General features: G+C 57.2%; 14 protein-coding genes and 1 pseudogene. 11 read left to right on the top strand and 4 right to left on the bottom strand.

The window, feature by feature from the left end; all coding sequences use genetic code 11:
• Positions 1-38: 38 nt before the first annotated feature.
• Positions 39-755, top strand: a complete 717-nt coding sequence (trmB, locus tag DXH95_RS01025) for a tRNA (guanine(46)-N(7))-methyltransferase TrmB (RefSeq protein WP_115547620.1) — start codon at positions 39-41, stop codon at positions 753-755.
• An 86-nt stretch (positions 756-841) separates the two neighbouring features.
• Positions 842-1255 carry a DoxX family protein gene (locus DXH95_RS01020; RefSeq protein ID WP_181883527.1) on the top strand — a complete coding sequence of 138 codons (414 nt, stop codon included), beginning with the start codon at positions 842-844 and terminating at the stop codon, positions 1253-1255.
• 4 nt (positions 1256-1259) lie between these two features.
• On the opposite strand, the gene DXH95_RS01015 is transcribed toward DXH95_RS01020, so the two are convergent.
• Positions 1260-1799: a hypothetical protein gene (locus DXH95_RS01015; RefSeq protein ID WP_115549321.1), complete on the bottom strand. Its 540-nt coding sequence runs from the start codon at positions 1797-1799 to the stop codon at positions 1260-1262.
• A 189-nt stretch (positions 1800-1988) separates the two neighbouring features.
• Here DXH95_RS01015 and DXH95_RS01010 point away from each other — a divergent pair, with 189 nt between their 5' ends.
• Both DXH95_RS01010 and DXH95_RS01005 read left to right on the top strand, forming a co-directional pair.
• Positions 1989-3119: a sensor histidine kinase gene (locus DXH95_RS01010; RefSeq protein WP_115549320.1), complete on the top strand. Its 1131-nt coding sequence runs from the start codon at positions 1989-1991 to the stop codon at positions 3117-3119.
• Positions 3116-3883, top strand: a complete 768-nt coding sequence (locus DXH95_RS01005; RefSeq protein WP_115547618.1) for a LytR/AlgR family response regulator transcription factor — start codon at positions 3116-3118, stop codon at positions 3881-3883. Before DXH95_RS01010 ends, DXH95_RS01005 begins: the two co-directional genes overlap by 4 nt.
• 37 nt (positions 3884-3920) lie before the next feature.
• Here the strand turns inward: DXH95_RS01005 and DXH95_RS01000 are convergent, their stop codons facing one another.
• Both DXH95_RS01000 and thiS read right to left on the bottom strand, forming a co-directional pair.
• Positions 3921-4244, bottom strand: a complete 324-nt coding sequence (locus DXH95_RS01000; RefSeq protein ID WP_115547617.1) for a UrcA family protein — start codon at positions 4242-4244, stop codon at positions 3921-3923.
• 276 nt (positions 4245-4520) lie between these two features.
• Positions 4521-5511 (bottom strand): annotated as a pseudogene (gene thiS, locus DXH95_RS00995) (sulfur carrier protein ThiS).
• A gap of 101 nt (positions 5512-5612) precedes the next feature.
• Between thiS and aroQ the strand changes: the two are divergent.
• The 6 genes from aroQ (at position 5613) to DXH95_RS00960 (ending at position 10455) form a co-directional block, all read left to right on the top strand.
• Positions 5613-6053: a type II 3-dehydroquinate dehydratase gene (gene aroQ, locus DXH95_RS00985; protein ID WP_115547615.1), complete on the top strand. Its 441-nt coding sequence runs from the start codon at positions 5613-5615 to the stop codon at positions 6051-6053.
• Positions 6054-6090: 37 nt separating this feature from the next.
• A complete protein-coding gene (gene accB / locus DXH95_RS00980; protein ID WP_239016497.1) occupies positions 6091-6552 on the top strand; it encodes an acetyl-CoA carboxylase biotin carboxyl carrier protein in 462 nt (153 codons plus the stop codon).
• A gap of 7 nt (positions 6553-6559) precedes the next feature.
• A complete protein-coding gene (gene accC, locus DXH95_RS00975; protein ID WP_115547614.1) occupies positions 6560-7909 on the top strand; it encodes an acetyl-CoA carboxylase biotin carboxylase subunit in 1350 nt (449 codons plus the stop codon).
• A gap of 86 nt (positions 7910-7995) precedes the next feature.
• A complete protein-coding gene (locus tag DXH95_RS00970) occupies positions 7996-8580 on the top strand; it encodes a M15 family metallopeptidase (protein ID WP_220272231.1) in 585 nt (194 codons plus the stop codon).
• A 129-nt stretch (positions 8581-8709) separates the two neighbouring features.
• Positions 8710-9597 carry an RcnB family protein gene (locus tag DXH95_RS00965; protein WP_115547613.1) on the top strand — a complete coding sequence of 296 codons (888 nt, stop codon included), beginning with the start codon at positions 8710-8712 and terminating at the stop codon, positions 9595-9597.
• A gap of 147 nt (positions 9598-9744) precedes the next feature.
• A complete protein-coding gene (locus DXH95_RS00960) occupies positions 9745-10455 on the top strand; it encodes a prolyl hydroxylase family protein (protein WP_115547612.1) in 711 nt (236 codons plus the stop codon).
• A gap of 21 nt (positions 10456-10476) precedes the next feature.
• Here the strand turns inward: DXH95_RS00960 and DXH95_RS16280 are convergent, their stop codons facing one another.
• A complete protein-coding gene (locus DXH95_RS16280) occupies positions 10477-10605 on the bottom strand; it encodes a hypothetical protein (RefSeq protein WP_275401822.1) in 129 nt (42 codons plus the stop codon).
• A gap of 332 nt (positions 10606-10937) precedes the next feature.
• On the opposite strand from DXH95_RS16280, the gene DXH95_RS00955 reads away from it, so the two are divergent.
• Positions 10938-12761 carry a DUF885 domain-containing protein gene (locus DXH95_RS00955; protein WP_115547611.1) on the top strand — a complete coding sequence of 608 codons (1824 nt, stop codon included), beginning with the start codon at positions 10938-10940 and terminating at the stop codon, positions 12759-12761.
• Positions 12762-12767: the final 6 nt, after the last annotated feature.

Genomic DNA, 12767 nt, shown 5'->3' with positions numbered 1-12767 from the left:
GCTTGCGCTGACAGCTTTTTCCGCTAATCGCCGCCGCCATGACTGCGCACAAAGCCGGAGACCCGACAACGCTCAACCGACTATACGGCCGGTCGAAGGGTAAGAAACTGCGCTCGGCTCAACTGGGCCTGCTCGAAAATCTGCTTCCCCAGATAGCGGTACCGGTAGACGGCCCGGTCACCGCAGAACGCCTTTTTGGAATTGACCGGCCGCTGCATTTCGAAATCGGTTTCGGCGGCGGTGAACATATGGCCTATCGCGCCGATATGCTTCCCGATCATGGTTTCATCGGCTGCGAACCCTTTGAGAATGGCGTCGCGCAGGCCCTCACCCATGTTGACAATTACAACGGCATGGGGCCGCTCGCCAATGTCCGCATCCATATGGGCGATGCACTCGAAGTGCTCGCACGCATTCCCGACGGCAGCTTGAGCTTTGTTTACCTGCTGCACCCCGACCCATGGCCCAAGGCCCGACACGCGAAACGCCGCATGATGAACGATGGTCCGGTCGATATGATCGCAGCCAAGCTCAAACCCGGCGGCGAATTCCGGTTCGGCACCGATCATGCGATCTACCTTCGCCATGCGCTGATGGTGATGCAGAAACACCGTCACCAGTTCGACTGGCTATGCCATGGCCCCAAGGATTTCCTTATCCGCCCCGGCGGCTGGCCCGAAACGCGCTATGAAGCGAAAGCCCGCCATGTTTACGGGCATGAAGTCTGGTATTTCCGGTATCGCCGCAAGGTTTAGGATTAAAGCGTCCTAGTCCACCCTGCCGCTGTCTCGCACAGGCCAAGAAGCCTAAGCTGATGGGAATTGCCAATGGGGGATTATCGATGCAGTTGCCCTATCCGCCTTTGAAATGGGCGCTGCTCGTGTTGCGCTTCACGACTGCATTGCTGTTCATGGCCCATGCCACTGCGCGGATCGCTTACGGCACCATTCCACAATTCGCCAAATTCATGGCATCGCAAGGATTTCCCTATCCCGAATATTGGGTGTGGGCGATAACCCTGGCCGAACTGGTGGCCGGCACTGCAATGATTATTGGCTGGCGCGTCCGCTTTGCGGCAGTACCTTTGCTGGCGATTGCTATCGGTGGCATCGTCCTGATCCATTGGCGTTTCGGCTGGTTCGTCGGCGAACATGGAACCGGCGGCAGCGAATATAGCGTGGCCTTGATTGTTATGCTTCTGGTCGTTGCCGCCAGTGACACCAACGACGCTGCGCTTCCCACAAACGAAGAATGAGTATCTAGAGCGTAGCGCTTCCTATCTCGACCTTTTCAATCCATTCCGGGAAAAAGCGCGGTGCGCGTTTCGACCAGCCCGGTGCAGTCGCAACCGCCTCGCTGATAGATTGCAACAGCTTCTTGCGCCGCTCTGGCTGCAAATGCGGCATCGACGCGGCTGCACAAAAGGCTGCAGGAAGCCATGGCCGTGCTTCGGCACCAACCAGACGTTCGTATAGAAAGCGATAAGCACTAAATCCGTCAATCCGGCCTTGCCCGAGGTCGAATGCAGAGACCGAAACCAGCGCTGCGAGAAAAGGCTCGGCATCATCAATCGCGCTACTGTCAGGAATCAGCGCACGGATTTCGGGGAGGCGATCATAAAATTTATACTGCGCCTGAATACTTGCGGCTTCGGCCACATCGCGCGACCACAGTTCGACCGCGTCCTTGCGATCAAAGGCAACATCCAGCGAACGGCGAATGTAGCGCTGGCTGCCAGAGGCAAAGCTCGCAAACTCCTTGATTTCAGCCAAGGTCACCAATCCAGGTGCAGTGCCCATATTCTCGCTCATGTCATGGCCCCCTTTAATACTGCCATGATCCAAGGGTGGCACAAACATGGTTACCAGACCGTTAACTTTCACCGGAAGCCCAAAAATCCGCCGGAAGTCGATCAAGCAATGCTGAAATTCGACAAGAGACTGCTAACAGGGGGCACATCCATTGGGATTTCGCATATGGAGGGCGCAATGAAAGCGACAATCCGCAAACAACGGCCTTTGGTAGGCCACCAGATGGCATTTCTCACCATTATCGGCTTTTGGGTGTTCCATGCCGTGATCGTCTCGCTACGCGCTTCGGTTCTGGATTTTCCTGCACAGGATGAACTGGCAGCGCGGCGAGCGGCCGTTACTCTGGTGGGTATCATACTCACTTGGCTCTTGTACCTGATCCTGCGTCTGTTCGATCGGAAACCGCTGGGTGTTCGGGTGGCGACCGCCTTTGTCGCGGCGATTCCTTGCGCTTTCGCCATCGCATGGACAAATTTCTACATCTTCAACATCTATGACCCGATCAGCCTGTTTAGCGACCGGGATCTTGGTCGCAGGGTACAGGAATTGCGCGATCTGACCGGCTATACCGTTTGGCAGGAAATCGCTGAAATCGGAGTCACTCGCTATTTCTTCATCATTGCCTGGGCGTCACTGTATCTCGCATTGGGCTATGCGCGCGAAGTAGGCGAAGCCGAGCGCACCACCTCCCGCTATGCCCAGGCAGCGCAGGATGCTGAATTGCGGTCACTTCGCTATCAGGTCAATCCGCACTTTCTGTTCAACACGCTCAATTCGCTCTCCAGCCTCGTTATCAAGGGAGAGAAGGACAAGGCCGAAGCGATGATTCAAAATCTGTCGACCTTCTACCGGACCAGCCTTTCGAGCGATCCATTGGAAGATGTAACCATTGCCGAAGAAGTCGAACTGCAAAAACAATATTTGGAAATCGAAGCCGTGCGCTTTCCGGAACGCCTGCGCACACGGATCGAAATCCCTTTCAATCTTGCTGACTACCGGATTCCGGCATTGATCCTGCAACCTCTGGTCGAAAATGCCATCAAATATGGTGTTTCACGCTCCACCCGACCGGTGACCGTCACAATCAGCGCAACCGAAGGGGATGGCTGGATAGCGCTCAAGGTCACCGATGATGGCGAAAAATGTGTCGACGCCGAACAACATGGCAATGGCATCGGCCTCGCAAATGTCCGAGACCGTCTTGAAGCGCGCTACGGCTCAGCGGCACGGTTAGCGACCGAGAAAGGCGAACAGGGTTGTTTCCGGGCGACCATTACCATCGATACCGAACCGAAAGATGTCGCATGACCAAACTCCGCACCATCATTGTTGACGACGAGCCGTTGGCGGTCGAACGACTGCAGATTTTATGTGCGTCCGAACCGGCAATCGATCTGGTTGGTACGGCGAGCGATGGTGCAGCAGCACTACGCCTAGCACAATCGCTGACGCCCGATCTCATCCTGCTCGATATCGGCATGCCCAAGATGGACGGGATCAGCGTCGCCCGCGCCGTCGCGATGATGGAACGCAAACCCGCGATTATATTCGTCACCGCCTACGACAATTTTGCGGTGGAAGCTTTCGATCTCGATGTCGTCGATTACATGCTCAAACCTGTTTCAGCAGAGCGTTTGGGGCGCGCGATATCGCGGGCCGTTGCGGGCATTGCTGAACAGGATAGTGGTCAAGGTGCTGCATCATCACCCGGTGATGCGGGCGTGGTTGAAGCTGACAGTGGCTTTGCAACCGAGTTCTGGGTCTCGCACCGATCCGAACTGATCCGCGTCGCCGCCGCCGATATTGACCGGATCGAGGCCGAGCGCGATTATATGCGCCTGCATACGGGTGGCAGAAGCTATTTGCTGCACCAGACCATCTCGACACTCGAGCAACGGCTCGACCCGTCAAAATTCCAGCGAATCCATCGTAGCCACATCATTCGCCGCGATCTGGTGACCGGATTGCGCCACGAAGGCGGGGGTGTCTGGCATGCGATTTTGCAGGGCGACCAATCGATGCGGATTGGACGCAAATATCTGGCCGACGTCAAAAAGCTGGCGGGGAAATAGCCAAAGCTTCCCCCGCCTTGATGGCTTTATTTGATGTTTAATCGAGGGCGACTTTCACCTGTCCGCCGTTCCGCGCTATGGTTTGAGCCGCTTGTCGCATGGCGGTGGTTTTTGCGCGCGTTTGGCACTGCTTTTGATCATTATAATCAGCGATCGTTTTCGCAGGTGGGAATGCGCACACATTGCGCACGGCGCGCATGACGCGCTGCTTGAATTTGGCCTGGCCGGTTTCGGTCGACAGGTCGAGGTCGGTGTGGTGCACCTCTATCGTTCGTTCCGTCGTAGACGCGAAAGCAAGTGTGCTAGTGAGACTGGCCGCTGCAAGCAGTGGCAACAGGGTTAAGCCGGTTTTTTTAGCCATGACAGGCTCCTGTAGTTGCGGGCCTCTCCATATTTTCTACGGGCCCTTTGGGAGGGGGTGCAGGCCGAAAAGGTCAACGCTGGGGAGCAATATCCATCCGGCCTGCCCGTCTGAAATAGGGCGTTTGCTCTCGTCGTTCACGCGCGCTTCGACGGGCGCCGCGAAATGTTTTACAAGTCGACAAATGACATGACGAACGCGCAGCGTCGTCCGACCAACAGCACTTTTGCGCAATTGGTCGTCGGCTAACGACTACAGCTGTAGTTTATGTTCACCTCAGATAAGGCCGGCTAATGGGCTCGACGGGTCCGCATACATGCGACGGCCCATGCGACCGGCCAGATAGGCTTCACGACCAGCCTCGACGGCCAGTTTCATCGCACGCGCCATGCGGATCGGATCCTTGGCTTCGGCAATGGCGGTGTTCATCAAAATGCCATCGCAACCCAGTTCCATCCCGACAGCTGCATCCGAAGCGGTGCCGACACCTGCATCGACCAGCACCGGAACTTTCGCGCCCTCAACGATCAGACGAATCGTGACGCGATTCTGGATACCCAGACCTGAGCCGATGGGTGCACCCAACGGCATCACCGCAACCGCACCTGCATCCTCCAATTGCTTCGCCGCTATCGGATCATCGACACAATAGACCATCGGCAGAAAGCCTTCCTTGGCCAATATCTCGGTTGCGCGCAGCGTTTCGCGCATGTCAGGATAGAGTGTCCTGGCTTCACCGAGCACTTCGAGCTTTACAAGATCCCAGCCACCTGCCTCGCGCGCCAGCCGCAAGGTGCGGATTGCTTCGTCGGCGGTAAAGCAACCGGCGGTATTAGGCAGATAGGTGTATTTCTTCGGATCGATATAGTCGGTCAGCATCGGCGCATCAGGGTTGGCCACATTGACCCGGCGCACGGCAACCGTGATGATTTCTGCACCCGAGGCGACCAGCGCCGCGGCGTTCTGTTCAAAATCCTTATATTTGCCGGTTCCGACAATCAGGCGCGAGGTGAAGGTGCGACCGGCAACGGTCCAGCTGTCATTGGTGCTCATGGGCAGGCCCTTAGCCGCCGCCGACAAAGTGGACAATCTCCAACTGGTCACCGTCGGCGATCATCACCTCGCCATGTCTCGAGCGCGGGACAATCTCCAAATTGCGTTCGACCGCGACCTTTTTGGGATTGAGGCCAAGTTCAGCGACCAGCCCCGCAACCGATAGTCCAGCCGACACACGGCGCGGTTCACCGTTGATGGTGATAGCGATCATCGAAAGGGTGGCGGTATCGGTCATTTTGTCTCGCTTTTTGCTGTCAGCCACATATAGGAGCCGACAGCAACTTTAGGCAATACTAACGACGGGAAAACGCCTTGGCTGACGCACCCCTCATCTACGTCCTCAATGGCCCCAATCTCAACCTGCTCGGCACAAGAGAGCCGGAGATTTACGGCACCGATACGCTGGACGATATCGCAGGTCGGCTTGACGATCAGGCGCACGAGTTGGGGCTGGAGATCGATTTCCGCCAATCCAACCATGAAGGCCATCTGGTCGACTGGCTGCACGAGGCGCAGGCCGAGAGTGCGAAAGCGGTCCTGCTAAACGCAGGTGCCTACACCCACACGTCCATCGCGCTCCACGACGCGATAAAATCGATCAAGGTACCGGTGATCGAGGTGCATCTTTCTGACCCCATGAAACGCGAACCATTCCGGCATATCAGCTATGTCGGTATGGCTGCGCACAGTTGTTTTGCAGGGCATGGCGCAAAAAGCTATGAACTGGCGCTGGACGCGGCGGCGCGTCTCTGATTAAAGCGGCCCCAACAGGGTCAAACGGAGAATTTACATGAACGGCAAAACCGGCGGGATGCAGGTCGATACCAAATTGGTGCGCGAACTGGCCGAGTTGCTCAACGACACGGGCCTCAGCGAAATCGAGGTCGAAGATGGTGATCGCAAGATTAAGGTGGCGCGCACGATCAACGCGGTTGCTGCAGCCCCGGTTACCGTTGCTGCACCGGTCGCTGTCGCAGCACCCGCGGCCCCAGCCGAAGCAGCAGCTCCTGCTGTACCCGCCAATGCGGTCAAATCGCCGATGGTCGGCACCGCCTATCTGACGCCAGAGCCGGGCGCACCGGCCTTTGTCAGCGTCGGCGACAAGGTGTCCGCGGGCGACACCCTGCTGATCGTCGAGGCGATGAAGGTGATGAACCCGATTACCGCGCCCAATGGCGGCACAGTCAAGGCAATCTTCGTTGAAAGCGGCCAGCCGGTCGAGTTCGACCAGCCCCTGATGGTTATCGAGTAATCTACCGATGGGTATCGAAAAAATCCTGATCGCCAATCGCGGCGAAATCGCTTTGCGTATCCACCGTGCGGCGCATGAAATGGGCATCAAGACTGTTGCCGTTCACTCCACCGCTGATGCCGACGCGATGCATGTCCGCCTCGCCGATGAAGCCATCTGCATCGGCCCGCCCGCAGCGAAGGACAGCTATCTCAACATCCCGGCGATCATTTCGGCGGCCGAGATCAGCCATGCCGATGCGATCCACCCCGGCTATGGCTTTCTCTCGGAAAACGCCCAATTTGCCGAAATCGTCGAGAGTCACGGCATCGCCTTCATCGGCCCCAAGCCCGAACACATCCGCACAATGGGCGACAAGGTGATGGCGAAAAAGACAGCGGGTGAGCTTGGCCTCCCGCTGGTTCCCGGATCCGAAGGCGCGGTTTCCGAAATTACCGAAGCCAAAAAGATTGCCGAAGAAGTCGGCTATCCGGTCATTATCAAGGCCGCATCCGGCGGCGGCGGGCGCGGCATGAAAGTGTGCAACAGCCCCGATGAATTGGAAACACTGATCCAGCAGGCAGGCAGCGAAGCCAAGGCCGCGTTCGGCGATGCGACCGTCTATATCGAAAAATATCTCGGCAACCCGCGCCATATCGAGTTTCAGGTTTTCGGCGATGGAGAGGGTACCGCCATCCATCTGGGTGAACGCGACTGCTCGCTGCAACGCCGCCACCAGAAGGTGCTCGAGGAAGCGCCCTCACCCGTCATCTCCGCCGAAGAACGCGCGCGCATGGGCGATATCGTTGCCAAGGCGATGGCCGGCATGGGCTATCGAGGCGCCGGCACGATCGAGTTTCTATGGGAAAATGGCGAATTCTATTTCATCGAAATGAATACGCGCATTCAGGTCGAGCATCCGGTGACCGAGATGATAACCGGATTTGACCTTGTCCGCGAACAGATTCGGGTGGCTGAAGGCCGCGGGCTTTCGGTGACGCAGGAGATGCTCGAATTCCGCGGCCATTCGATGGAATGCCGGATCAATGCCGAGGATGCCCGCACCTTCGTGCCATCCCCCGGCAAGATCGGCCATTATCACGCCGCAGGCGGCATGCATGTGCGCGTCGATAGCGGCATGTATTCGGGCTATAGCGTCCCGCCCTATTATGACAGCATGATCGCCAAGCTGATCGTTTACGGTCGCACACGCGAAAGCTGCATGATGCGCATGCGCCGCGCGCTTGAGGAAATGGTAATTACCGATATCAAGACCAACATTCCGCTGCACCAGGCGCTTTTGCGCGATCCGGACGTCATCAATGGTGACTATACGATCAAGTGGCTCGAAGAGTGGTTGGCGCGGCAGGAAAGCTGAACCGGCGGTATTTTGTCGCTGGCGCAATGATAGCGCCGTTGCTTGCCTGCGACCGCAGCGAGAAAATTGCTCCTCCGGCCCAACCGTTGAACACACCAGCTCTGGCGGGACAAGGGGAGTTGGTTGAGTTGACCCAACTCGACCCGAGCATCCGTCTCGACATCCGCTACGCCACAGCCAATAACTTCACCGGTCGCCAACTATATGATCAGCCACGCGCCTTCCTTGTCCGGTCCGCAGCCGAAGCTCTGGCGCGGGCGCAAAAGGTGGCGGCGGCTGAAGGCTATGGTCTGACCATCTTCGATGCCTACCGGCCCTGGCGCATCACCAAAGCCTTGTGGGATGCAACACCGCCCGGGCCACAACGCAACTATGTCGCCAACCCCAAAAAGGGATCGAAGCACAACCGCGGCTGCGCGGTCGATCTGTCGCTGCATCAGCTTGAAACGGGTGAACTGGTCGAAATGCCCAGCGGCTATGACGAATTCACTCAGCGCGCGCACCGCGACTTCATGGCGGCCGCACCCGAAGCAATCGCGAATCGCGTGCGACTCGAACGCTGGATGGAGGCGCAAGGGTTTCGGGGAATTTCGAACGAATGGTGGCATTTTGATTTCAACGGCTGGGAAGACTTCCCCATCCTAGACATCGCGTTTGAGGAAATTGGCTGAAATCCAGTCGTTCATCTAAATCGCACCTTTCCTGAACATTACAGCCCCATTCAGCCTCGTGACAGCCTAAATCGGGGATAAGGGCTTCAACGGAGCGGCGCAGTGCCAATCCCGCATCGGGGACCAACGATGAAGAAAATATTCTTGATAGGCATTGTCTCGACAATCGCGCTTTCACCCGCCGCTTACGCAGCCCAGCCTGCACAAGCTGGTGCCGCAATATCGGCATCGGGCAACACATCCAATTTTGAGCGCGGTGAAAAGCGCAAGGGCGAATGGGTGCGCGGACAAGGCGCGGTCAATCGCGACGATAGCGCCGGACGCGACGAGCAGCGTTCACAACGCGTTGAACGCTCACCACAGGACGGACAGCGCTACGAGCGTCGCGAAGACCGGCGTGAGGAGCGGCGTGACGACCGGCGCGGAAACTGGAATCATTCGCAGCAACAGCAGCCGCAAGGCCAGCAATGGAACCGTGGCGAAGAGGGCCGTCGGGGCGATGACAACCGCCAACGCAACCGTGACGATGACAGCCGCCGTTGGAGCGGTCGGGATGACGACAACCGCAACGATGGCCGCTGGGATAGACGCCGCGACTACGACAATAGCCGGGATGACCGCCGCGATGACAGCCGCCGCTGGGAAGGCCGTCGTGATGACGATCGCCGTTCAAGCGACAGCCGCCGGTATGACCGACGCGACAATGACCGCTGGGACCGCAGCTGGCGGAGCGATCGGCGCTATGATTGGCGCGAGCACCGCGAACGCTATCGCAGCTATTACCGGCCCGGCCGCTATTATGCGCCCAACCGTTACGACCGGTATCGCCGCTTCAGCATCGGTATCTATCTAGGCTCGCCCTTTTACTCGAACCGTTACTGGATTGCAGACCCTTGGTATTACCGCCTGCCACCTGCGCACGGCCCCTATCGCTGGGTACGCTATTATGACGACGTGCTGCTGATCGATGTCCGCAACGGCTATGTCGTCGACGTAATTCACGACTTCTTCTGGTAATCCTGATCCCTCCAGAAGTTGAAGAGCCCGGGGTGCCTTCCGCCCCGGGCTCTTTTCGTTTGCGCCGCGCCAGCTTTACAACCCCTCGAAATCCAACTGCTTTGCATGTTATGAGGCAGGCGACTCATCCCCGCATGGAGCGCAAGCGTGTCCGCTGACCTTGAAGAACCGACCAAGTTCGATCCGAATAACGATCCGGCCAAGCTCGCCAAGATCGGCGCATTTGTGACCCGCAAACTTGAGAACAACCCGCTGGTCCAGCGAATCGAAGTGCCGGACCTGCAGGTCTATGTGTATCAGGGCTTTCTTGGGAAACGCGATTGCGGGATATTGATTTCAAAGATTGACGCCGATGCCGTGCCGTCAACCTTATACAAGGGCACCGAACAAGCTGGTTTTCGCACCAGTTACAGCTGTCACCTTAACCGCTGGGATCCTGACATTACCCGTGTCGAGGCCCGAATGAGCGATACGCTCGGCATCGACAATAATTGGGCTGAAACGATGCAAGGGCAGCGCTATCAGGTCGGACAGGAATTCAAGGCGCACCATGATTTCTTCCATCCCGGCCAAAGCTATTGGAACCATGAAGGCCCGCGCGGCGGACAGCGGAGCTGGACGGCGATGATTTTCCTCAACGAGCCCGAAGAGGGCGGCGCGACTGAATTCCCCCATATCGGCATCGGTGTCCGTCCGCAGTCAGGCACGATGCTGATGTGGAATAACATGAAGCCGGATGGGACGTTGAACTACAAATCGCTGCACACCGGCACACCGGTGAAAAAGGGCGTCAAGCATATCATCACCAAATGGTATCGGCAGAACAACTGGCTGGAACTCAATACCGCCACGGCATGAATGGAACCGAAATCCTGGAAATCAGGATTTGGAAGCGAGCACACCCGTAACCGTATTTTTCAGCGAGATGTTCGCCGCATTTTGCTTTTTGGGCACTTCCGTTTTGGGCTTGCGGACTTCACGGTTAGATCTTTTCTGACTTTTAGCCATTATACTCTCCTATAATTACATGGACTCAACGTGGCACTTCCATGTGCCGTGCATTGCATGCTGTCAAAGCACAGTGAGGTCGTACCCGTCTCGGGACGCCAAGCGAAAATTCGACCGGAAAGAGACGCCTTCGGCTCGGGTGATTACGGCCAAGGGTGCATCTGATATGGGTACGATGGGTCGGAATATAAGGGCGGGCGCATCATTATCCGTTCATGCGCGGCTAACGTCGTCTGTCGAAACAGGCTTGTCGTCCGCCGAATTGACATCAAGGAAAATGGGTCATCGTCGTCGCGACCAATGTCGCCGCTGAAAAATTGGAGTAAAGTTTGATGAAATCCCTTCGCTTGGCCCTGCTTGCGGGCTGCGCTTTTGCTGCTGCAGTAACAACCAGCACCTCGGCATTTGCTTCCACTACCGACAGCGCCGCCGTCGCGCCAAAGGCCGACGAAGCGCAAAAATTGGCAGCTCTGTTTGCCGAAGACGATGAAGCCACGCTAAAGCGCAACCCGCTGAACGCGCTGTTCCGTGGCGACATGCGCTATGCCGACCGTTTGGGTGACTATATCAGCGACGCCTATTTTGATGCCGAACGCAAGGCAGCCGAAGCCAATCTGGCCAAGCTGGAGAGCATCGACCGCGCCAAGCTCGACCCCACCAGCCAGATCGCCTATGATGTCTACAAGCAGAACCAGCTTGACGCCCTTAAAGGTCTCTCGAAAGAAATCATGGATCTGACCGTGGTCCGCCCGGTCAACCATTTTGCAGGCTTCCACACTTTCTACCCGACCTTCGCAAGCGGACAGGGTGCGGCACCTTTCAAGACCGTCGCCGACTATGAGAACAACCTGAAGCGCCATAAGGAGTTCATCACCTTGATGGATGCCTCAATCGGACGTTTCCGTGAAGGCATGGCGTCGGGCGTGTTCGAAACCAAGCTGACGATCACCAATGTCATCGATCAGTTGAACACCCAGTTGGCGCAGAAAACCGAGGAATCGCCCTATTACGGCCCGGTCACCAAATTCCCGGCGGATTTCAGCGAGGCGGACAAAGCGCGGCTCACCGTGGCTTACAAAGAAATGGTCGAAAAGGGCCTTTATCCGGCCAACCAGCGGCTGCGCGATTTCCTTCGCGATGAATATCTGCCGCTGGCACGTGAGGGCGTTGGCCTTTCTTATATGAAGGGCGGCGACAAGCTGTACCAATATATGGTCGAGCAGACGACCACCCTTCCCTTGAAGGCTGCCGATATCCACCAGCTTGGCCTGTCCGAAGTGGATCGCATCAAAAAGGGGATGGAGGAGATCAAGACCGAGGTCGGTTTCAAGGGAAGCCTACAGGATTTCTTCGAACATCTGCGTACCGACCCGAAGTTCAAGAAGGAAAGCCGCGAGGCGCTGACCCAAGGCTATTATGACATCGGCAAGCAGGTCGATGCCGTCATCTCAAGCCAGTTCAAATATCTCCCCAAGGCGCCGCTTGAAATCAAACCCTATGAAGAGTTTCGTGAGAAATATGAGGCTGGCGGTAGCTATCAGCAAGGTACACCCGACGGCTCACGCCCCGGCACCTTCTATTTCAACGCTTATGACCTGCCCAGTCGTACAACTTCAGGCATGACCACGCTCTATCTGCACGAAGGCGCACCGGGGCACCATTTCCAGATCAGTATCGCGCAGGAGAACGAAAAACTTCCCGCCTTCATGCGCTTTGGCGGCAACACCGCCTATGTCGAGGGCTGGGCGCTGTACGCCGAAACGCTGGGCTATGACATGGGGCTGTTCAAGGACCCCTATCAGCGCTTTGGTACGCTGTCCGATGAAATGCTGCGCGCAATGCGGTTGGTCGTCGATACGGGCCTGCACAGCAAGGGTTGGACCCGTGACCAGTCGATCGAATATATGCTCGCCAACAGCGATATGGGCCGCACCGATGCCACAGCCGAAGTCGAACGCTATATCGCCATCCCCAGTCAGGCGCTGGCCTATAAGATTGGCGCGCTGACGATTCAAAAGCTGAAAGCGAAAGCACAGAAGGAACTGGGCGCGAAATTTGACGTGCGTGAATTCCACAATCAGGTGCTGAACACCGGTGCGCTGCCGCTGGCAGTGCTTGAGAAGAAGATCGACGGCTGGATCGCCTCGCAGAAGTAACGCGTT

It is taken from the genome of Sphingorhabdus pulchriflava, from assembly GCF_003367235.1.
In the GTDB taxonomy this organism is placed as follows: domain Bacteria; phylum Pseudomonadota; class Alphaproteobacteria; order Sphingomonadales; family Sphingomonadaceae; genus Sphingorhabdus_B; species Sphingorhabdus_B pulchriflava.
This window is presented reverse-complemented; position numbering and strand designations above follow the sequence as displayed.

Coding starts and splice junctions, on each gene's coding strand:
- DXH95_RS01020 (WP_181883527.1), top strand. CDS start 842: ATGCAGTTGCCCTATCCGCCTTTGAAATGGGCGCTGCTCGTGTTGCGC.
- trmB (WP_115547620.1), top strand. CDS start 39: ATGACTGCGCACAAAGCCGGAGACCCGACAACGCTCAACCGACTATAC.
- accC (WP_115547614.1), top strand. CDS start 6,560: ATGGGTATCGAAAAAATCCTGATCGCCAATCGCGGCGAAATCGCTTTG.
- DXH95_RS16280 (WP_275401822.1), bottom strand. CDS start 10,605: ATGGCTAAAAGTCAGAAAAGATCTAACCGTGAAGTCCGCAAGCCCAAA.
- accB (WP_239016497.1), top strand. CDS start 6,091: ATGAACGGCAAAACCGGCGGGATGCAGGTCGATACCAAATTGGTGCGC.
- DXH95_RS01010 (WP_115549320.1), top strand. CDS start 1,989: ATGAAAGCGACAATCCGCAAACAACGGCCTTTGGTAGGCCACCAGATG.
- DXH95_RS01000 (WP_115547617.1), bottom strand. CDS start 4,244: ATGGCTAAAAAAACCGGCTTAACCCTGTTGCCACTGCTTGCAGCGGCC.
- DXH95_RS00965 (WP_115547613.1), top strand. CDS start 8,710: ATGAAGAAAATATTCTTGATAGGCATTGTCTCGACAATCGCGCTTTCA.
- DXH95_RS01015 (WP_115549321.1), bottom strand. CDS start 1,799: ATGGGCACTGCACCTGGATTGGTGACCTTGGCTGAAATCAAGGAGTTT.
- DXH95_RS01005 (WP_115547618.1), top strand. CDS start 3,116: ATGACCAAACTCCGCACCATCATTGTTGACGACGAGCCGTTGGCGGTC.
- DXH95_RS00955 (WP_115547611.1), top strand. CDS start 10,938: ATGAAATCCCTTCGCTTGGCCCTGCTTGCGGGCTGCGCTTTTGCTGCT.